This window comes from Streptococcus mitis, assembly GCF_902159415.1.
GTDB classification, from domain to species: domain Bacteria; phylum Bacillota; class Bacilli; order Lactobacillales; family Streptococcaceae; genus Streptococcus; species Streptococcus mitis_BG.
Map to the genome: position 1 here is coordinate 755,172 of NZ_CABGJU010000001.1, position 19,581 is coordinate 774,752.

Annotated in this window: 19 protein-coding genes; 4 read left to right on the forward strand and 15 right to left on the reverse strand. The window is 38.8% G+C overall.

Annotation, left to right across the window (positions count from 1 at the left end; genetic code table 11):
• Window positions 1–271: 271 nt before the first annotated feature.
• Both FN031_RS04040 and FN031_RS04045 read right to left on the reverse strand, forming a co-directional pair.
• Window positions 272–1,846, reverse strand: coding sequence for a DEAD/DEAH box helicase (locus FN031_RS04040; protein WP_142557807.1), 1,575 nt, complete (start codon window positions 1,844–1,846; stop codon window positions 272–274).
• A gap of 198 nt (window positions 1,847–2,044) precedes the next feature.
• Window positions 2,045–3,271 (reverse strand): L-lactate MFS transporter, encoded by a 1,227-nt coding sequence (locus FN031_RS04045; protein ID WP_142557809.1) that lies wholly within the window; start codon window positions 3,269–3,271, stop codon window positions 2,045–2,047.
• Window positions 3,272–3,462: 191 nt separating this feature from the next.
• Here FN031_RS04045 and FN031_RS04050 point away from each other — a divergent pair, with 191 nt between their 5' ends.
• The 4 genes from FN031_RS04050 (at window position 3,463) to FN031_RS04065 (ending at window position 8,200) form a co-directional block, all read left to right on the forward strand.
• Entirely contained in the window at window positions 3,463–4,779 is a 1,317-nt protein-coding gene (locus tag FN031_RS04050) for an FAD-containing oxidoreductase (protein WP_142557811.1), read from the forward strand.
• Window positions 4,780–4,877: 98 nt separating this feature from the next.
• Window positions 4,878–6,221: a lipid II isoglutaminyl synthase subunit MurT gene (gene murT, locus FN031_RS04055; protein ID WP_142557813.1), complete on the forward strand. Its 1,344-nt coding sequence runs from the start codon at window positions 4,878–4,880 to the stop codon at window positions 6,219–6,221.
• Window positions 6,221–7,003: a lipid II isoglutaminyl synthase subunit GatD gene (gene gatD / locus FN031_RS04060; RefSeq protein WP_142557815.1), complete on the forward strand. Its 783-nt coding sequence runs from the start codon at window positions 6,221–6,223 to the stop codon at window positions 7,001–7,003. The genes murT and gatD overlap by 1 nt, the downstream gene beginning before the upstream one ends.
• Before the next feature lie 114 nt (window positions 7,004–7,117).
• The gene (locus tag FN031_RS04065; RefSeq protein WP_142557817.1) at window positions 7,118–8,200 is read left to right on the forward strand and encodes a M24 family metallopeptidase; all 1,083 of its coding nucleotides are present in this window, start codon (window positions 7,118–7,120) and stop codon (window positions 8,198–8,200) included.
• Window positions 8,201–8,342: 142 nt separating this feature from the next.
• Here FN031_RS04065 and FN031_RS04070 read toward each other — a convergent pair whose 3' ends face one another.
• The 13 genes from FN031_RS04070 to FN031_RS04130 all read right to left on the reverse strand — a co-directional run bounded on the left by FN031_RS04070 (window position 8,343) and on the right by FN031_RS04130 (window position 19,579).
• On the reverse strand, window positions 8,343–8,924 hold the full coding sequence (locus FN031_RS04070; RefSeq protein ID WP_142557819.1) for a GNAT family N-acetyltransferase: 582 nt from the start codon (window positions 8,922–8,924) through the stop codon (window positions 8,343–8,345).
• Window positions 8,925–9,172: 248 nt separating this feature from the next.
• Entirely contained in the window at window positions 9,173–9,997 is an 825-nt protein-coding gene (gene nadE / locus FN031_RS04075; RefSeq protein ID WP_142557821.1) for an ammonia-dependent NAD(+) synthetase, read from the reverse strand.
• Window positions 9,994–11,454: a nicotinate phosphoribosyltransferase gene (locus FN031_RS04080; protein WP_142557823.1), complete on the reverse strand. Its 1,461-nt coding sequence runs from the start codon at window positions 11,452–11,454 to the stop codon at window positions 9,994–9,996. Before FN031_RS04080 ends, nadE begins: the two co-directional genes overlap by 4 nt.
• A gap of 90 nt (window positions 11,455–11,544) precedes the next feature.
• Window positions 11,545–12,030 carry a DUF6773 family protein gene (locus FN031_RS04085; RefSeq protein WP_142557825.1) on the reverse strand — a complete coding sequence of 162 codons (486 nt, stop codon included), beginning with the start codon at window positions 12,028–12,030 and terminating at the stop codon, window positions 11,545–11,547.
• Window positions 12,020–12,229 carry a helix-turn-helix transcriptional regulator gene (locus FN031_RS04090; protein ID WP_142557827.1) on the reverse strand — a complete coding sequence of 70 codons (210 nt, stop codon included), beginning with the start codon at window positions 12,227–12,229 and terminating at the stop codon, window positions 12,020–12,022. Before FN031_RS04090 ends, FN031_RS04085 begins: the two co-directional genes overlap by 11 nt.
• Before the next feature lie 148 nt (window positions 12,230–12,377).
• Window positions 12,378–12,788 carry a GNAT family N-acetyltransferase gene (locus FN031_RS04095; protein WP_142557829.1) on the reverse strand — a complete coding sequence of 137 codons (411 nt, stop codon included), beginning with the start codon at window positions 12,786–12,788 and terminating at the stop codon, window positions 12,378–12,380.
• A 99-nt stretch (window positions 12,789–12,887) separates the two neighbouring features.
• Window positions 12,888–14,261 (reverse strand): amino acid permease, encoded by a 1,374-nt coding sequence (locus FN031_RS04100; protein WP_185928440.1) that lies wholly within the window; start codon window positions 14,259–14,261, stop codon window positions 12,888–12,890.
• An 81-nt stretch (window positions 14,262–14,342) separates the two neighbouring features.
• Window positions 14,343–14,825: a transcription elongation factor GreA gene (gene greA / locus FN031_RS04105; RefSeq protein ID WP_004252406.1), complete on the reverse strand. Its 483-nt coding sequence runs from the start codon at window positions 14,823–14,825 to the stop codon at window positions 14,343–14,345.
• Between the two features lie 74 nt (window positions 14,826–14,899).
• Entirely contained in the window at window positions 14,900–16,543 is a 1,644-nt protein-coding gene (mltG, locus tag FN031_RS04110; RefSeq protein ID WP_142557830.1) for an endolytic transglycosylase MltG, read from the reverse strand.
• Between the two features lie 74 nt (window positions 16,544–16,617).
• A complete protein-coding gene (locus FN031_RS04115; protein WP_142557832.1) occupies window positions 16,618–17,118 on the reverse strand; it encodes a GNAT family N-acetyltransferase in 501 nt (166 codons plus the stop codon).
• Window positions 17,115–17,630 (reverse strand): GNAT family N-acetyltransferase, encoded by a 516-nt coding sequence (locus FN031_RS04120; protein ID WP_142557834.1) that lies wholly within the window; start codon window positions 17,628–17,630, stop codon window positions 17,115–17,117. The genes FN031_RS04115 and FN031_RS04120 overlap by 4 nt, the downstream gene beginning before the upstream one ends.
• A gap of 9 nt (window positions 17,631–17,639) precedes the next feature.
• Entirely contained in the window at window positions 17,640–18,974 is a 1,335-nt protein-coding gene (gene murC / locus FN031_RS04125; protein ID WP_142557837.1) for a UDP-N-acetylmuramate--L-alanine ligase, read from the reverse strand.
• A 14-nt stretch (window positions 18,975–18,988) separates the two neighbouring features.
• Window positions 18,989–19,579: a cystathionine gamma-synthase gene (locus FN031_RS04130; RefSeq protein ID WP_142557839.1), complete on the reverse strand. Its 591-nt coding sequence runs from the start codon at window positions 19,577–19,579 to the stop codon at window positions 18,989–18,991.
• Window positions 19,580–19,581 lie beyond the last annotated feature (2 nt).

A 19,581-nucleotide genomic window follows, 5' to 3' on the forward strand; every position in this document is an offset into this window, starting at 1 on the left:
TTTTTACCTCGCATATAATCGCCTCCATTATAACATAGAAAATTCTTTATTTCAATAATTATCTGAAAATTGCTTATTGCATCACAATTCTTTTATATTCGCAATTTTTTGCTGTTTTTTTAACATTTATAATTGACATCCATTTATTTTTTTGATAATATAATATTACAAGATAATAAATATATAAATACAATTTCAAGTATTACTTTTTCTACTTTAATTTAGGTCTCCTTATATATAAAAAGCGATTCACAAAGTGAACCGCTTTTTATTATTTATCACCCTTGTTACGAATAACAAAGCCTGTTTTCTTCTCGCTTGAAGTATTGCGTGGTTTTTTAGTGTCCTTGCGGTAACGCTTTTCTTTATCAAAGCGATCCTTTGAACGTCCACCTTTACGATAGTCGTCACGACGTCCATTACCACGGCGATCACGGTCTCGACGGTCATCCCCACGACGGCCTCCTCGACCACCCTTGCCTTTGCCACCGAAGCCACCACCTGATGGTTTAAATGGTAAAGGTTTTTCACGTGCAATCTCAACCTCAGGAAGACTGTCTGGGTCTTGAACAGTTAGACTGAGAATATACATGGCCAATTCTTCTGGGCTGAATTCTGAGGCCAAATGACGAGCATCCTTGCCAAACTTCTCAAAGTTGCTACGAATCTCCTCATTCGCAAAATCACGTTCAATTTTCTTAAGAGCTACTTGCTTCTTAGCTTGGAAGGCTTCTTCTGCACTTGCAGGTTTAAGACCTTTCATGCGTTTCTTAGTTAAGTTCTCAATGATTTGTAGATAACCCATTTCATTAGGTGAAACGAAGGTAATAGACTGACCTGACTTACCTGCACGCCCTGTACGACCGATACGGTGAACATAACTCTCAGGGTCTTGTGGGATATCGTAGTTGTAGACATGAGTCACACCAGAAATATCCAAACCACGAGCAGCCACGTCTGTTGCAACTAGGACATCAAGGTTGCCATTTTTAAAATCACGAAGGACACGAAGACGTTTGTTTTGGTCCAAATCTCCATGAATCCCTTCTGCTCGGAAACCGCGGATCTTCAGACCACGAGTCAACTCATCCACACGACGTTTAGTACGCCCAAATACGATAGCAAGTTCAGGTTGTTCTACATCCATGAGGCGAGTCATGGTATCAAATTTTTCTTGTTCCTTAACACGGATATAGTACTGGTCAACTAGTTCTGTTGTCAATTCTTTAGCAGCAATCTTGACATGCTCAGGCTCTTTCATGAACTGAACACCAATACGTTTGATGGCATCTGGCATAGTCGCTGAAAAGAGCAAGGTTTGACGATTTTCCGGTACACGAGAGATGATATCTTCAATATCTTCAAGGAATCCCATGTTCAGCATTTCATCTGCTTCATCTAAAATCAAGGTTTCAATATCATCTAATTTCAAAGCCTTCCGTTTAATGAGGTCAAGTAAACGTCCCGGTGTTCCTACAACGATGTGAGCACCTGATTTAAGAGCCTTGATTTGTTTTTCAATGCTTGAACCACCATAGACTGAACGAACTTTTACACCCTTGCTTCTACCAAAGCGGAAAAGCTCTTCTTGGCTTTGAACTGCAAGTTCACGAGTTGGCGCAATCACCAAAGCTTGGATAGTCGCTTCTTCTGTACGAATTTTTTCAAGGGTTGGCAAGCCAAAAGCCGCTGTTTTCCCTGTACCAGTCTGTGCTTGACCGATAACATCTTTTCCCTCAAGAGCCAAAGGAATGGTTTGCTCTTGGATAGGACTTGCCTCTACAAATCCTGCTTTATCAACTTCTGCTAAAAGGTCAGCAGACAAGTTAAATTCATTAAATTTCACGTTTTTCTTCTTTCTAAAGGTGGTGCGAAGCCACCCTATAGCGCTTAGTTTATACTTTTCTTTTCATGACGGTTTTTCATATCTTTATATGAAAGATCGTGTTGCTTCTTTTCCACTAAAGAAAAGTACTGCTTTCTTTGCAACTCATCTAGTATAACACAAGAGAGGGCCAAAAGATAGTCTAACCCTCTGATTAAATCATGTAAGCGGTTTTTGAATTTCCTTTTTGATTGAACGACCTAAATAATAAGACAAAGCCAAGGCTATACTATATAAAATGAGAAAAACGAACAAGGTTTGTGTGTAAGAGTGAGCCATTTTATAGGTCTCTGCTAATAAAATAGGTCCTGCTAAACCTGCCATTGCCCAAGCTGTTAAAATATAACCATGCAGAGCAGCCAATTCCTTGGTTCCAAAAATATCACTGAGATAAGCCGGAATCAAAGAAAAACCAGCTCCATAGCAAGTCATCAAAATAGACATAGCAACTACAAATAAAACGGAATCTGTAAAGAGCAAAAGTGAGAGAGAAAAGAAAAGATTGACAAGCAGTAATATACTAAAGGTTAGAGGACGCCCGATATAGTCAGATAAGCTCGCCCAGAGCAAGCGACCAAATCCATTGAAAATCCCCAAAACGCCCACCATTACTGCTGCATGACTTGTAGACAAGCCAGCCATCTCCTGTGCCATTGGCGATGCCGCTGAAATTAAACCTAATCCACAAGCTATGTTGATAAAGAAAATAATCCAAAGTATATAAAACCGATTGCTTTTTAAAGCCTGATTTGCAGTCATTCCTTGCGTCAAAGAGGCTGTTTTTTCTTTCCCTGAAGCAGATAGGATTGCAAGTTCTTGCTCCTTTGGACGCCTAATGAATTGTGAAGCTAGAATCATGATAATAAAGTAACTTGCTCCTAAAATATAAAAAGTTTCTACAAGCCCTACCCCTGCGATGAGATGTTGCGCTATGGGACTAGTCAATAAAGAAGCAAAACCAAACCCCATAATCGCTAAACCTGTTGCGAGACCACGTTTATCAGGAAACCATTTTATAATCGTTGACACAGGAGTAATATAGCCTGCTCCCAAACCAAGCCCACCCAAAATGCCATAAGCTAGATACAACAACCACAGTTCCTGACGGTATATTGCAAATCCTGTTAAGATATTTCCACCTGCGTATAGAAAAGCAGATAGACTCCCCATGACTCTCGGACCAAATTTTTCCACCAAACGTCCCATAAATGCAGCAGATAATCCCAAACAAAAGATTGCTAGACTAAAGGCGAAGGCTACAGAAGCCTGATCCCATCCCGTTTTTTCAATAATAGGGTTGCGATAAACACTCCAGGCATAAGTGGACCCCAACATTAAGTGCAAAACAACTCCAGAAAAGGCAATAATATAACGATTCGATTTCATAAAATCTCCTATTTACGAACATTTATTCTATTTTATATAAAAATAGATAGGATTTTAGTTTATCAAGATTGTTGAAAAATTACTAGTTTTTTGTCTGGAAAGAGTTTTTATTTTTTTCTATCTTTTTCGTAGCAGAATTGTGCAAAAGTCTTTTTCTTGTGCTAGAATGAAACCAAATAGGAGGATATAAAATGTTAACTTATGATTTAATCGTTATCGGATTCGGTAAAGCTGGTAAAACACTGGCTGGGAAACTGGCTTCAGCTGGTAAAAAAGTTGCCCTCGTTGAACGTAGCAAAGCTATGTACGGTGGAACCTGTATCAACATCGGTTGTATTCCAACTAAAACCTTGTTAGTTGCCGCAGAAAAGGACTTGTCATTTGACGAGGTCATGGATACTAAAAATACTGTTACTACACGCCTTAATGGTAAAAACTATGCTACGATTGCTGGTACTGGAGTTGATATCATTGATGCTGAAGCCCACTTTGTTTCAAATAAAGTAATTGAAATTCAAGCTGGTGATGAAAAACAAGAACTAACTGCTGAAACAATTGTCATCAACACTGGTGCTGTTTCAAACGTGTTGCCAATCCCTGGTCTTGCTACAAGCAAGAACGTATTTGACTCAACAGGTATCCAAAACTTAGATAAATTACCAGAAAAACTTGGGATTCTTGGTGGTGGAAATATCGGTCTTGAATTTGCAGGTCTCTACAACAAACTTGGAAGCAAGGTAACAGTCTTAGATGCTTTAGATACTTTCCTACCTCGCGCAGAACCTTCTATTGCTGCTCTTGCTAAACAATATATGGAAGAAGATGGTATTGAATTGCTTCAAAATATCCATACTACTGAAATTAAAAACGAAGGTGACCAAGTCCTTGTCGTGACAGAGAATGAAACATACCGTTTTGATGCCCTTCTCTACGCAACTGGACGTAAACCAAATGTGGAACCTCTTCAACTTAAAAATACAGATATTGAACTAACTGAACGTGGTGCAATCAAGGTCGATAAACACTGTCAAACAAACGTTCCTGGTGTCTTTGCAGTCGGAGATGTCAACGGTGGACTTCAATTTACTTACATTTCACTTGATGACTTCCGTGTCGTCTACAGCTACCTTGCAGGAGATGGCAGCTACACACTTGAAGACCGTCTTAATGTGCCAAACACTATGTTCATTACACCACCACTTTCACAAATTGGTTTAACTGAAAGCCAAGCAGCTGATTTGAAACTTCCATACGCTGTGAAGGAAATCCCTGTTGCTGCTATGCCTCGAGGTCATGTAAATGGTGACCTTCGTGGAGCTTTCAAAGCTGTTGTCAACACTGAAACCAAAGAAATTCTCGGAGCAAGCATCTTCTCAGAAGGATCACAAGAAATCATCAACATCATTACTGTTGCTATGGACAACAAAATCCCATACACTTACTTCACAAAACAAATCTTCACTCACCCAACATTGGCTGAAAACTTGAATGACTTGTTTGCGATTTAAACTAAAAAACAATATTATCAAACAGCCCTCGTTGGGCTGTTTTTTCATAAGCGAAATATCAAATCTATCTTTTCCATCTTTTATGATATAATAGAAACATGAAATTTGAAACTACTTTTGGGCTCCTAGTTGGACGTTCTTCTCACTTTATTTTAAGTCGTCTTGGACGTGGAAGTACGCTCCCAGGAAAACTTGCCCTTCAATTTGATAAAGATATTTTACAGCATCTAGCAAAAAACTATGAGATTGTCGTGGTAACTGGTACGAATGGCAAAACCTTGACAACAGCCCTTACTGTCGGGATTTTAAAAGAAGTCTATGGCCAAGTATTAACCAATCCAAGTGGCGCTAACATGATTTCAGGAATCACCACTACTTTTTTGACTGCAAAATCTTCTAAAACAGGTAAAAATATAGCCGTCCTAGAAATTGACGAAGCCAGCCTCTCGCGTATCTGTGACTACATCCAACCTAGTCTCTTTGTTATCACTAACATCTTCCGTGACCAGATGGATCGCTACGGTGAGATTTATACTACCTATAAGATGATTTTGGATGCTATCCGAAAGGTTCCTACTGCTACGGTTCTTCTTAATGGAGATAGTCCACTTTTCTACAAGCCAGCTATTCCTAATCCTATTCAATATTTTGGCTTTGACTTAGAAAAAGGGCCAGCTCAGTTGACACACTACAATACCGAGGGTATCCTATGTCCTAATTGCCATAGCATTCTCAAGTATGAACTTAATACTTATGCTAACTTAGGGGCTTATATCTGTGAAAATTGTGGATGCAAGCGTCCTGAATTGGACTACCGTCTAACAGAATTGGTTGAATTGACCAACAATCGCTCTCGATTTGTTATTGACGGTCAGGAATATGGTATTCAAATCGGTGGTCTCTACAACATCTACAATGCTCTGGCTGCGGTTGCTATCGCCCGTTTCTTCGGTGCAGATTCGAAACTCATCAAGCAAGGTTTTGACAAGAGTCGTGCTGTTTTCGGACGCCAAGAAACCTTCCATATTGGTGACAAGGAATGTACACTGGTTCTTATTAAAAATCCTGTTGGTGCTACCCAGGCCATCGAAATGATCAAACTAGCACCTTATCCATTTAGTCTATCTGTTCTCCTCAATGCAAACTATGCAGACGGGATTGATACTAGTTGGATTTGGGATGCTGATTTTGAACAGATAACTGACATGGATATTCCAGAAATTAACGCCGGAGGAGTACGTCATTCAGAAATCGCTCGTCGCCTTCGTGTTACTGGCTATCCAGCTGATAAAATCACTGAAACAAGCAGCTTGGAACAAGTTCTTAAAACGATTGAAAATCAAGACTGCAAGCATGCCTATATCCTTGCGACATACACAGCTATGCTTGAATTTCGAGAATTACTAGCTAATCGTCAGATTGTTAGAAAGGAGATGAACTAATGGTTTATACTTCACTTTCCTCAAAAGACGGCAACTATCCATACCAACTAAATATATCCCATCTCTATGGAAACCTTATGAATACTTACGGAGATAATGGAAATATCCTCATGCTCAAGTATGTAGCTGAAAAACTTGGTGCCCATGTAACAGTTGACATCGTTTCTCTCCATGATGATTTTGATGAGAACTACTATGATATTGCCTTCTTTGGTGGTGGTCAAGACTTTGAACAAAGTATCATTGCTGGTGATTTGCCTGCTAAAAAAGAAAGTATCGACAACTTTATCCAAAATGATGGGGTTGTCCTTGCTATCTGTGGTGGCTTCCAGCTATTAGGCCAATACTATATTGAAGCTTCCGGAAGACGCATAGAAGGTCTAGGTGTCATGGGACATTACACACTCAACCAAACCAATAATCGCTTCATCGGTGATATTAAAATTCATAACGAAGAATTCGATGAAACCTACTATGGTTTTGAAAATCACCAAGGCCGCACCTTCCTATCAGATGACCAAAAACCACTGGGGCAGGTTGTCTACGGAAATGGCAACAACGAAGAAAAGGTCGGTGAAGGTGTTCACTATAAAAATGTTTTCGGCTCTTATTTCCACGGGCCTATCTTATCTCGTAATGCCAACCTTGCCTATCGCTTGGTCACTACTGCTCTTAAGAAAAAATATGGTCAGGATATCGACCTTCCAGCTTATGAGGATATCCTTAGCCAAGAAGTTGCTGAAGAATATGGCGATGTTAAGAGCAAGGCTGACTTTACTTAAAAACCTAATTCCAAGGAGATAGCTTTCTTGGAATTTTTTTGTATCCTTTTCTCCTTCTCCCTTGCTTTTTCTCCTATTTTTTGCCAAAATAGAGGGGTAGAAAGAAGGTAGCTTATGTCTAAATTACAACAAATCCTAACATATCTTGAAACAGAAAAACTAGACGTCGCTGTCGTATCTGACCCCGTCACTATCAATTATCTAACTGGATTCTACAGTGATCCCCACGAACGCCAAATGTTCCTTTTTGTCCTTACAGATCAGGAACCGCTTCTCTTCGTTCCAGCACTTGAGGTTGAGCGTGCTACTAGCACCGTATCATTCCCAGTAGTTGGCTATGTGGACTCTGAAAACCCTTGGAAGAAAATCCAAAACTCCTTGTCACAGCTTGATTTCAAACGTGTAGCAGTTGAGTTTGACAATCTCATCTTGACTAAATATCACGGTTTGAAAACTGTCTTTGAAAGTGCTGACTTTGAGAACTTGACTCCATTGATCCAACGCATGCGCCTCATCAAATCAGCAGACGAAGTGCAAAAGATGATGGTTGCAGGTGTTTACGCCGACAAGTCTGTTAAAGTTGGTTTTGATAATATCTCTCTTGATAATACGGAAACTGATATCATTGCGCAAATCGATTTTGCTATGAAACGTGAAGGCTATGAAATGAGCTTTGATACCATGGTCTTGACAGGAGATAACGCTGCAAATCCGCATGGTATTCCTGGAGCTAACAAAGTTGAAAACAATGCCCTTCTCCTCTTTGACCTCGGTGTGATGGTGAATGGTTATGCATCAGATATGACTCGTACAGTCGCTGTTGGTAAACCTGACCAGTTCAAGAAAGATATTTACAACTTAACTCTAGAAGCCCAACAAGCTGCCCTTGACTTTATCAAACCTGGTGTGACTACTCATGAAGTAGACCGTGCGGCTCGTGAAGTGATTGAAAAAGCTGGCTACGGTGAGTACTTCAACCACCGTCTTGGCCATGGTATCGGTATGGATGTCCACGAATTCCCATCTATCATGGAAGGAAACGACATGGTTATCGAAGAAGGAATGTGCTTCTCAGTTGAGCCTGGTATCTATATCCCTGGTAAAGTCGGTGTTCGTATCGAAGACTGTGGTGTTGTAACTAAAAACGGTTTTGACCTCTTTACAAGCACCAGCAAAGATTTGCTTTATTTTGATTAAGCTGAATTATATAAAATATAAAAAAGGACGGGATATAAAATCTCGTCCTTTTCTGGCATTAACGCTTTGACGCAGTAGCTGTCTGGCTTGAAATACGCTTTATCAAGCTTTTTCAAACCTAGTCAGCCTTGCGGGGGTGGGACTACGAAATCGTAACTTCGTCTACCGATTTCTGTCTCACCGCCTTTTTGATTTGATAATAAATTTTATCAGCTATATAACCTTCTCGTTCAACTGCCTTTGGAATTGTCTTCCAAAAAGTCATACCCGCCTTTTCCATCACACGACCAGAGGCGGGATTTAAGCTTGCATAGCAAGCATTAACCTCTTTAAATCTAATCTCATCCAAACAGTATGATAAAACAGCCTTCAATGCTTCTGTCATGATTCCTCGTCCCCAATAGTCCATCCCTATGATATATCCGACTTCACAGCTAGAGTTTTCTTCATCCACACTGACCAAACTAATATCTCCGATAACGTGATTTGGATTTTCTTTGAGACAAATGGCCCATTTGTAATAGTTAGGATTGTCATAAGATGCTACCCAAGTTCTAATTGAGTTCTTTGTGAAATCAACATTTGGATGAGGATCCCAAGTAACATAGGTTAGATTATCTAGACGAGAAGCCCAATTCTCAAACATGGCTTGAGCATCAGTTTCCACAAATCTCCTCAAAATCAAACGTTCTGTCTCAATAGTTTGTGTACCAAGTGCTTTCATAATCGTAACTCGCTTTCTATTTGAATGTTCAAGCTAAAGAGGTCCACTGGACCTTCTTCTCTTTTGTATTGTCAGGCTCGGGGTAAAAACACTATACTCATGAACATTGAGAAAACAACAATTTCCTCTAATTTCATGACGCAGTAGCTGTCTGGCTTGAAATACGCTTTATCAAGCTTTTTCAAGCCTAGTCATCCTTGCGGGGGTGAGACTACGAAATCGAACTCTTCGAGTTACCGATTTCTGTCTCACTCCCAAAACGTATCAAACACTGTGATTGGTAGGTGGCGTTTGTGTTGGCCTTTGTGCCACCATTTTTCAATGGTTGCTTGGGCTTCTTGGCTGATTTGTTTTCCTTCTAGATAGTCATCAATCTCTGCATAGGTTACACCGAGTGCAACTTCATCTGCCAAGCCTGGTTTCTCTTCTTCTAGATCGGCAATCGGTACTTTTTCATAGAGAGCAGGATCAGCTCCGAGCTCCTTCAAGAGTTGTTTTCCTTGGCGTTTATTGAGGCGATAAAGCGGGAGAATATCTGCACCACCATCACCAAACTTGGTAAAGAAACCTGTGACATTCTCAGCAGCATGGTCAGTCCCGATAACTGCACCACTATGAGCTCCTGCAAGCGCATATTGGGCAATCATCCGGCTTCTAGCCTTAATATTCCCTTTATTGAAGTCTGTCATTGAACTTCCAGTAGCCTCTATAGCCACTGCCATGGCATCGACAGATTCTTTAATGTTCACTACTAAGCTGACATCTGGCTGAATAAAAGCTAAGGCTTTTTGAGCATCATCTTCATCGGCTTGAATGCCATAAGGCAGGCGAACCGCTATAAATTTATAAGAATCATCACCAGTTTCAGCTCGCATTTCTTCCATAGCTAGTTGGGCAAGGCGACCAGCTAAAGTCGAGTCTTGACCACCAGAAATTCCTAATACAAAACTTTTAAGGAAGAGATGTTTCTTCAAATATCTTTTTAGAAAGTCAATGGAACGACGGATTTCTTCTTGAGGGTCGATGACAGGTTTAACCCCTAATTGCTGGATAATAGTCTCTTGCAAACTCATTCTTCTTCTCCTTCACCTAGAGCTGCCTTACGCATCTTGTCAATCAAGTCCATCTTATCTTGCCAAATATCATGCGCTAAGTCTACTGGATAATGTTGTGGGTTAAGAACACGTTTGTATTCATCCCAGAGTTTATCAAATTCCTTGCGAGCATAAGCTTGAATTTCAGGTAGACTCGGTAAATCATAGATTAGTTTTCCATCCCTGAAAATATCCACCAAGAGAGGAACTGCATCAAAATTGCGGACAGTTTTCTTGATGTAAGTATAGGTTGGGTGGAACATCTTGAGTTCAGTCATACTTGACACGTCAACGCCGTCATAGGTAATATAATCACCTTCAGATTTTCCTTTTTCACGACTGGTAATGCGCCAAACTTGTTTCTTACCTGGAGTTGAAACTTTTTCAGCATTGCTAGAGAGTTTGATGGTGTTGCGCATCTGACCATTTTCATCTTCAATAGCCACAATTTTATAAACTGCACCAAGAGCAGGTTGGTCATAGGCAGTGATAAGTTTAGTTCCTACACCCCAAACATCAATCTTAGCTTTTTGCATTTTGAGGTTAAGGATAGTATTTTCATCTAGGTCATTGGATGCATAAATTTTGGCATCTGGGAAACCAGCTTCATCCAACTGATGTCGAACTTTCTTAGAAATATAAGCAATATCTCCTGAATCGATACGAACACCTTTAAAGTTAATCTCATCTCCAAGTTCACGAGCAACCTTAATAGCTGCAGGTACACCGATACGAAGGGTATCATAAGTATCGACTAGAAAGACACAATCACGATGGGTTGAGGCATAAGCTTTGAAAGCCTGATAGTCATTCCCATATACCTGTACCAAGGAATGGGCATGTGTTCCTAAAACAGGGATGCCAAAGAGTTTCCCTGCACGGACATTACTAGTTCCATTAGCACCACCAATTACAGCCGCACGTGTTCCCCAGATTGCCGCATCCATTTCTTGTGCACGACGTGTTCCGAACTCCATCAAAGGTTCATCATCAATGACAGAACGAATGCGTGCTGCCTTAGTCGCTATCAAAGTTTGAAAGTTAACGATATTCAAAAGGGCTGTTTCAACCAATTGACATTGGGCCAATGGACCTTCTACCTGAACGATTGGCTCATTGGCAAAAACCAAATCACCTTCCCGAGCAGAACGAACCGTCAACTCCAATTTGAGATTACGGAGATAGTCTAAAAATGCACCATGGTAACCAAGTGATTCTAGATAATCAATATCACTGTCTGAGAAGCGTAAGTTTTCTAGGTATTTTACTATTCTCTCTAACCCTGCAAAAACAGCATAGCCGTTATTAAACGGTTGTTGGCGGAAATAAACCTCAAAAACAGCTTTCTTATTATGAATGCCTTGGTCAAAGTAGACCTGCATCATGTTAATCTGATACAAATCCGTGTGTAAAGTTAAACTATCATCTTTGTACATATGAGCCCTTCTTTCCTGTTTCTAAAAAAGGAAACAGATTCTTTATAAATTAGTACCATTATAGCATATTTTATAAGGTTTGACTCAAGTCTACTCACTTTCTAGCTGTTCTAAATCTTCTTCATATTTTTTCTGGGCCCATTCACCATAACTCTTAAGGCCGAGATTACCAATAAAGACCCAAGGAAGATAAAAGATATAAGTAAATACCCATGCATAAATGTACTTAATATGTAGAGGGTTGTGCTGATAAATTTCGATATTAAACTGGTAGTTTTGTAGCATCAAGCTAGCTGTAATCACTAGAGTTAATAATAGGCATCCTAAAATTGTAAAATGAAAACGACTATAGTAGGTCACACCTAGACTTCGAGCACGGCCGAAAAAGTAAAAAGTTCCAATAATGATAATGATGAGAATCATTCTCGGATTAAAAAGACTTGGTGCTAATACTGCAATCATATAAGATAAAAGCAAGAAAGCTATAGATATATAGAAACTTTCTGCTCCTGCTTTATTCATCAGTTGTTCTTCTCTTTCGTCCAGTAATTGATAATAAAATAATCTATTTTTCATCTTCTTCCTCCCAAAATAATTGATCTAGCGTTTTCCCTAAGCACCTGCAAATAGACTGGCAAAGGGAAAGACTAGGATTATATTTCCCTGCTTCTATCAAGCCTATAGTCTGCCTAGTTACACCCACAGCTTCTGACAAATCACCTTGTGTCATGTCAAGCTCCACTCGAGCTAACTTTAATTTTAAATTCTTAGCCACTTGTTACCTCCTCCTTAATTTTAAAAGTCGCGCTCTTTTTTCAACTTTATTATATCATATATTTTACATTATGCAATATATATCTGTCATTTTGTGCAATTTTTTTTACAAAAAAACTCTACCACTTACATGATAGAGAGTTCTATGTTTACAAATCTTTTTGATAATAGTGTCTTTGTCCGGTGTAGGGATAATCTTTTAAGGTAAAGATTTCCTTATAGCCCTGCTTTTCATAAAAGGCTGGCGCTTGAAACTGATAGGTATTCACAAAAGCAAAGCGACAGTTTCTCTTTTTAGCTTCACTCTCTGCTCGCTGCAATAGTTGGGAACCAACTCCTTGTCCTAGCAAGTCCTCCTTCACAAATAAATACTCAATTTCTAACCAATTCCCGAAAGTCTCTGCTACCAAACCAGCCATGATTTCACCATGTTCATCTTCGACATAAAGGTTTAGTGGCTCACTTTCAGCAACTTCTCTTTTGGAACGATTATAGGAACGAATCAAGTCTCCTATTATTTGCGATTTCTGAGACTCTATATTTTCCAATCTAACCTGCATCTAAATCTCCTCGACTCTACTTTATATCTTGATTATAGTCTTATTACCAAGAGCTGTCAAACTAGAAAACTCATCAACCTGAGTTGATGAGTTTATAACTTATTTTCTAAATTTCCATTGGCTATAAATACCAAAAGCAACAATCCAGATAGCTGAACCTCTTGCTCCCATTACAGTTGATTCTTGTAAAAAGAGAGTTCCGAATACAAAGATGAAGAAGAGCATAGTCAGAGGATTTAGCAAGCGATATTGGGGCATGAGATAGCCATCTGCCATAAAGTCTTTTGACTTGCGATACTTAAGATGGGCCACCATGATTAAGATGTAGATGGCGATATAAACACCTGATGAAGAAGCCGTAATCAAAGCAAAGGCATCTGATACGCCAGGAAGTACATTGATGAAGGCTGCAAGACCAATCAATACCGCAGAAGCAATGATAGCATTCTGAGGAACATTGTGGCGTGAAAGTGTATCTGCCTTAATAGCTTTCAAGAAACGATTTGGTGAATCATGGGCAATTTGGTACAAGTGACGACCTGTTGAGTAAAGAGTTGAATTCAAGGCTGACGCAGCGGAAGTCAAGACAACAAAGTTAATCAAGGCCGCCGCCCACTTAAGACCAACAAGTTCAAATACCGTTACAAATGGTGAATCTGTCGCAGAAAGCTCACGCCAAGGAATAATAGACATGATGGCTAAGAGAGCTCCACCGTAGAAAAAGATAATTCGCAAAGGAATTTCCTTAACAGCCTTAGGCAAGACTTTTCGAGGATCTTTGGTTTCAGATGTTGTAACGCCGATAAATTCAATCATCAAGTAAGCAAAGAAAACCATTTGAAAGGCCATGACAAAATTCATTCCTCCATTTGGGAAAAGGGAGAATTGCTCACTGATATTGACAAGACTTGCTGATCCATAAGGAGTTTCAAAGCCAGTCAAGACCATAAAAATACCCGTCGCAATCATGGCAAGAATAGCAACGATTTTAATCATGGCAAACCAAAATTCCACTTCACCAAATATTTTAACTGCAATCAGATTGACCAATCCTAAAATTGTTAAAAAGACAACCTGAATCAACCAAGATGGCCAAGACGGAAACCAAAACTGAACATAGTGAGCGATTGCTGTAATCTCAGCCATACCAATAAAGACTACTGATAACCAATAAGACCAAACCGAGAAATATCCCCAGCCCTTTCCAAGATAGCGTGTAATAAAATTGATAAAGGTGTGTTGCTCTGGGTCCTGGTACAACATTTCTCCGATAGCACGCATCATGAGATACATAAAGCCACCCGTAATCATATATACCAAGACAATAGAAGGTCCAGTTAAACTGATAGACCGACCAGCTCCCAAAAATAGTCCAGTCCCGATTGTTCCCGCAATGGCCATAACCTGAACGTGGCGGTTTGTTAATCCACGCTCCATTTTACTTTTCTTTTTATGTTTATTTTCTGAATTCATCTAGTCTCCTCAAGTTTTTAGAATGAAGAAAAGGAGCGATGGAAGCACTTTCCCTATATCTACTCCTTCTTCTCTATCCTATTAAACTGTTTTTTCAACTTTTAAAATCTTAACATCATAGCTTCCAGCAGGTGTTTCGATTGTAGCAATATCACCTGTTTTCTTACCAATCAAGGCTTGACCAATTGGGCTTTCATTTGATACTTTACCTGCAAAAGCGTCTGCACCAGCTGAACCAACGATAATGTATACTTCCTCTTCGTCTTCTCCAACTTCTTGGATGGTTACAGTTTTTCCAATGGCAACTTCATCTTGAGCGACTGCATCGCTATTAACGATTTCTGCATAACGGATTTTTGTTTCCAAGCTTGATATTTGTCCTTCAACAAAGGCTTGTTCATCCTTAGCTGCTTCATACTCACTATTTTCTGACAAATCACCGTATGAACGAGCAATCTTGATACGTTCTACGACTTCTGGACGACGTACTAATTTTAATTCTTCTAATTCTTTTTCGAGTTTTTCCTTTTCTTCCAATGTCATTGGATAAGTTTTTTCTACCATTTTTCTCAACTTTCTTTTACTTATCTATCATATTTTATTCGTTAAAGCAAAATTATGTGGAAAACCACATAATTTTAGTTTGCATTATTTGATTGTTTTAATTTACTGTTGATGTGCTCTTCAACGTTTTTATCATGCTCTTCTTTCGTTGCTGCAAAGTAGACTTTCCCATCTTGAACATTCGCAACAAAGAAGAGATTATCACTCTTAGTTTGATTGATACTTGATTCGATTGCATCCAAGCTTGGACTATCAACTGGACCAGGCATTAGGCCAATATTCGTATAAACATTGTAAGGTGAATCAATAGCTGTATCAATAGCTACATCATCAGCAAGACTGATTTTTTGACCAAGTTTACCCTCTGCATAAAGAATAGCGATATTGCTTTGAAGTGGTATGCCTAGATTCAAACGGTTATAGAAGACTCCAGCGATAAGCTTACGATCTTCCGTTTTTGCCCCTTCCTTCTCTACAAGTGAAGCAATAGTCAAGAGTTCATTTACTGTTAGGTTCTTTTCCTTGATAGTAGCATAATGTGGAGAGAGGTTTTTGTCCATTGTAGCAAGCATTTCATCAATCAAGCTTTCAATAGTTGTGCTCTCTTTAATTGTATATGTTGCTGGGAATAGATAACCTTCTAAGCGATAACGAACACCACTATCTTTTGCAGGTAAGCTTTCAAGAAGTTTTGGATATTTAGCAACCTCTTGAGCAATAAAGTTTTCATCTTGAACTTTAGCCATAAAAGCTTCAGCAGTCAAAGGCTCTTTAAAGTCACCTTGTAGTTGAGCAACGGTCTGTGCGATTTGTTCAAGAGTAAATCCTTCTGGAATTGTCAAATTAGCATATACAACTTCTTGAGGTTCTGGAGTTCCACCTTTTTGCAAAGCTTTAATCAAATCCTCAGTGCTCATACTTTTTTGTAAATTATAATAACCAGATTTTAAATCCGAATAGTTTTTATATTTTACATACGCTGTAAAAAGTAGACCATGTTTAATCAAACCTGATTTCTCAAGTATTGAACCAATTTCTTGACTATTAGCCCCTTCTGGAATCTGAACTTTTACATACTGTTTAGAAGATGGGTCGATAGGTTGCAATGCTGATTCAGCATAGCGGTATCCATAAAAACCACCTACTCCAAGAAGAGCGAGTAGAATAAGTAAAGTTACTAAAAATCGTACAAAACGAAACTTCTTCTTTTTCTTAGTTGGTTTCACAGATTCTCTACGACTGCGTCGAGGAACCTCTGCTTCCTCTGAACTTGAATCTTCTTGAACTGGAATCACAAGAGTTTCTTCGTCAACATTAGACGCAAAAGTTTCTTCTTCATTTTCAAGTTGTGAATCAAGCTGAGTTTGGTATGACACCGCAACTCTAGTAGGTGTTGAGTGAATTTCCTCTTCCACAACATCTGGTTGATTATGTTCAACAGACTCAACTGAGTCTTCTTCGGTAGCAAACGAACGAGGTGGAACGCTTGGTGCATTAGCAATCAATTGATCCACTGCAGACACAGAATTAGCAATTAATTCTTCTTCTGCTGTTTTACTTTCCGGTTTTTCTTGTTCTGATGTATAAGTATTTGTTAAAGTTTCAAATAGGTCACTTGTAGGTTCTGAAATCCTATCTTCTTTTTTTAGTCGTTCTAAATCTCGCAAAATTTGCTCTTTAAAACTTAGCTTTTCTTCTTCTCTTGAATTTTCGCTCAAAGATATTACCTCCTTGTTGATAATCCATAATATTATATCTTAAAAACCAAATAAAAGCAACTATAGTTGGCTGTCTAAAACTTTTTTTCATTCTGCCAGACCATATTATACCATTCTTCTCCTGCAAACTTGGATTCAGATTTTCCTTCATTGATAAATCCATGCTTTTCATAGTAGTTGATAAGATAATCATGGCAAGTCAGATTGATACCTTGGCGCTCGTGCTCCAGAGCAACTTTCTTTAGAGCTGTCAATAATTTTTGGCCAAGACCTAAAGATTGAGCTTCCTTAGCAATAGAAAGACAAGTAATTGAAATGTAGCCACCAGAATGTTGACTGTGGTCTTCAATTTCTTCTGTAAAAGATTTATCTTGCAAATGTCTATGTGGCACTACAGGTCCCTCAATATAGCCTAAAATATGGCCGTCTTTTTCAGCAACCAAAAAGCTTGTTTTAATTTCTCTTAAATGTGCTTCAAAAACAGTACGAGGAATCGCTTCTTCCACAGAGAAGTTTTCCAACTCAATTTCTTGAATACGATCAAGATCCGCGAATCTTGCTTTTCTGATTATCATATTTCCTCCTGATAATAGGGATTATCCCAATGCATATGAAAATAAGGATCACTGCTGTTTTCCGATTCAGCAAAGCCATGTTCGATAAATGCATTCATCTCAAAATAAGACAGCATTTCATCAGGACAGGGAAGATAAAGTCCGGAATTATTGGTTAAACGAATACTCTCTTTCATAGCTGCTAGTAAAAGTGTCCCAAATCCTTGCCCTTGATAATCAGGATGAATCATCAAACTTAAAATGATTATAGGCACTCTACTAATAGAATGAATAAAGTCTATATCAAAAGCTGAATCCTTCGAACTTGTTTCAGTTAAATCAGTTCCTATAATAAAACCAATCACCTGCTCCTCAAGGCTAGCTAAGAGAAACGTACCCGCATGATTGCGGATACGTTTTTCTATCATTTCTTTACTAATATTTCTGCAGGAGTCAGCATTCTTTTCTATAATCAAGTAGATTTGATCCAAATCAGATGCTTGAGCCTCCCGAATTGATATTGGAAATTCCATAGTTTTTCCTTATTGAACATTGCTTGTTAAATTAGACAAGAGACGTTCAAATGAGTATTCATAAGTTTGAATATCACCAGCTCCCATAAAGACATAAACAGCATTGTCATGGTCTAAGAGAGGAGACACATTTTCAACAGTGATAACTTGATGTTTTTTATCAATCTTAGCTGCTAAATCCTCAACCTTAACATCACCATGGTCCACTTCACGAGCTGATCCATAGATTTGTGCTAAGTAAACTGCATCAGCCTGATTCAAGGCCTGTGCAAAATCATCCAACAAAGCAATTGTACGAGTAAAAGTATGCGGTTGGAAAATAGCAACGATTTCCTTGCTTGGATATTTCTGGCGAGCAGCATCCAAAGTCGCAATAATTTCAGTTGGATGGTGGGCAAAGTCATCAATAATTACAGTGTCATTAACAACCTTCTCTGTGAAACGACGCTTAACTCCACCAAAGGTATTCAAATGCTCACGTACCAAATCCAAATCAAATCCAGCTGTGTAAAGTAAACCAATTACTGCTGTTGCATTCATGATGTTGTGGCGACCAAAAGTTGGAATGTGGAATTGACCCAATTCTTGACCACGGAAGTGAACTGTGAAAGTTGAACCAGTTGTTGAACGAAGCAAATCGTTTGCTACAAAGTCATTGTTGTCTGCTTCAAAACCGTAATAATAGATTGGAGCATTTGCCGTAATCTTACGCAGTTCAGCGTCTTCACCGTAGACAAACAAACCTTTGGTGATTTGTTTAGCATAATCATTGAAGGCGTTGAAGACATCCTCTAAGCTTGTGAAATAGTCAGGATGGTCAAAGTCGATATTAGTAATAATAGAGTATTCTGGGTGATATGGCATGAAATGACGCTCGTACTCGTCCGATTCGAAGACAAAATACTTGGCATTTTCAGAACCACGACCTGTACCATCTCCAATCAAATAACTTGTGTCTGTGATATGTGATAAAACATGTGACAGGATTCCTGTAGTAGAAGTTTTACCATGAGCTCCGGCTACCCCCATGCTGACAAAGTCACGCATAAAGCTTCCAAGAAACTCATGGTAACGTTTATAGCTTAGGCCGTTCTTATCTGCATAAGCAATTTCAACATTGTTGTCTGGACGAAAGGCATTCCCAGCGATAATTTCTATATCTCCCTGCAAATTCTTCTCATCAAAAGGGAGAATGGTAATCCCTGCTTGCTCCAATCCACGTTGTGTAAAATAGTATTTATCAACATCAGACCCTTGAACCTTATGTCCCATTTGGTGTAACATCAAGGCCAAAGCACTCATCCCTGATCCTTTAATTCCGATAAAATGATAGGTTTTTGCCATCTTATTCCCCTTTATTATTCTGTTATATTTGTCAAGTTAAGTTCTTGAGCAACTTTTCGTTCTTTTTCAGTTTGATTTTCTTTTTTGTTATATATTTGGCTTTTCTTCAAGAAATCAAAATTGTTTTTCTTTGGTCCTAGATTATTCTCTGCAGAAGACTTTTGTAACTGAACACTATTATCTGCCAAAATGTAATGACTTTGAGTCAATTTTTTACTGTATTTTGTATATTCTCCTGGATTCTCCTTTTGGAAAGGAGCCGTAGGCTGCTTCGATGGTTTAACAATCTTAGAATTTTTATGGCGTCTTACATGCGTAATATCCTGTGTCAAATAACTAGCTGAACGTTTTTTCTTCAAATCTGCTCTTGCTTCTTCGCGAGCCAATTCAGCATAGCTTTTTTCTGTTTTTTCAGAAACTTGCCTATTATGTTGTTGATTCGAAGGTTTATCCTTAATAATTGGTGACCACTCTAAGTAATTCTTGTCTTGGTAGTCTCCTTTGATATTACTAATAAAGTCTGATTCATCATATAAGTTCATGGCTGGCATCTCTGATAGCATGATTTCATCATCTGATATTATTGGAAACCGTTTTTGATTCATTT

What these genes read in the sequence shown, in the direction of transcription:
- FN031_RS04045 (WP_142557809.1), bottom strand. Translation starts at nt 3,271, where the DNA reads ATGAAATCGAATCGTTATATTATTGCCTTTTCTGGAGTTGTTTTGCAC.
- FN031_RS04050 (WP_142557811.1), top strand. Translation starts at nt 3,463, where the DNA reads ATGTTAACTTATGATTTAATCGTTATCGGATTCGGTAAAGCTGGTAAA.
- murT (WP_142557813.1), top strand. Translation starts at nt 4,878, where the DNA reads ATGAAATTTGAAACTACTTTTGGGCTCCTAGTTGGACGTTCTTCTCAC.
- gatD (WP_142557815.1), top strand. Translation starts at nt 6,221, where the DNA reads ATGGTTTATACTTCACTTTCCTCAAAAGACGGCAACTATCCATACCAA.
- FN031_RS04065 (WP_142557817.1), top strand. Translation starts at nt 7,118, where the DNA reads ATGTCTAAATTACAACAAATCCTAACATATCTTGAAACAGAAAAACTA.
- FN031_RS04070 (WP_142557819.1), bottom strand. Translation starts at nt 8,924, where the DNA reads ATGAAAGCACTTGGTACACAAACTATTGAGACAGAACGTTTGATTTTG.
- nadE (WP_142557821.1), bottom strand. Translation starts at nt 9,997, where the DNA reads ATGAGTTTGCAAGAGACTATTATCCAGCAATTAGGGGTTAAACCTGTC.
- FN031_RS04080 (WP_142557823.1), bottom strand. Translation starts at nt 11,454, where the DNA reads ATGTACAAAGATGATAGTTTAACTTTACACACGGATTTGTATCAGATT.
- FN031_RS04085 (WP_142557825.1), bottom strand. Translation starts at nt 12,030, where the DNA reads ATGAAAAATAGATTATTTTATTATCAATTACTGGACGAAAGAGAAGAA.
- FN031_RS04095 (WP_142557829.1), bottom strand. Translation starts at nt 12,788, where the DNA reads ATGCAGGTTAGATTGGAAAATATAGAGTCTCAGAAATCGCAAATAATA.
- FN031_RS04100 (WP_185928440.1), bottom strand. Translation starts at nt 14,261, where the DNA reads ATGAATTCAGAAAATAAACATAAAAAGAAAAGTAAAATGGAGCGTGGA.
- greA (WP_004252406.1), bottom strand. Translation starts at nt 14,825, where the DNA reads ATGGTAGAAAAAACTTATCCAATGACATTGGAAGAAAAGGAAAAACTC.
- FN031_RS04115 (WP_142557832.1), bottom strand. Translation starts at nt 17,118, where the DNA reads ATGATAATCAGAAAAGCAAGATTCGCGGATCTTGATCGTATTCAAGAA.
- FN031_RS04120 (WP_142557834.1), bottom strand. Translation starts at nt 17,630, where the DNA reads ATGGAATTTCCAATATCAATTCGGGAGGCTCAAGCATCTGATTTGGAT.
- murC (WP_142557837.1), bottom strand. Translation starts at nt 18,974, where the DNA reads ATGGCAAAAACCTATCATTTTATCGGAATTAAAGGATCAGGGATGAGT.
- FN031_RS04130 (WP_142557839.1), bottom strand. Translation starts at nt 19,579, where the DNA reads ATGAATCAAAAACGGTTTCCAATAATATCAGATGATGAAATCATGCTA.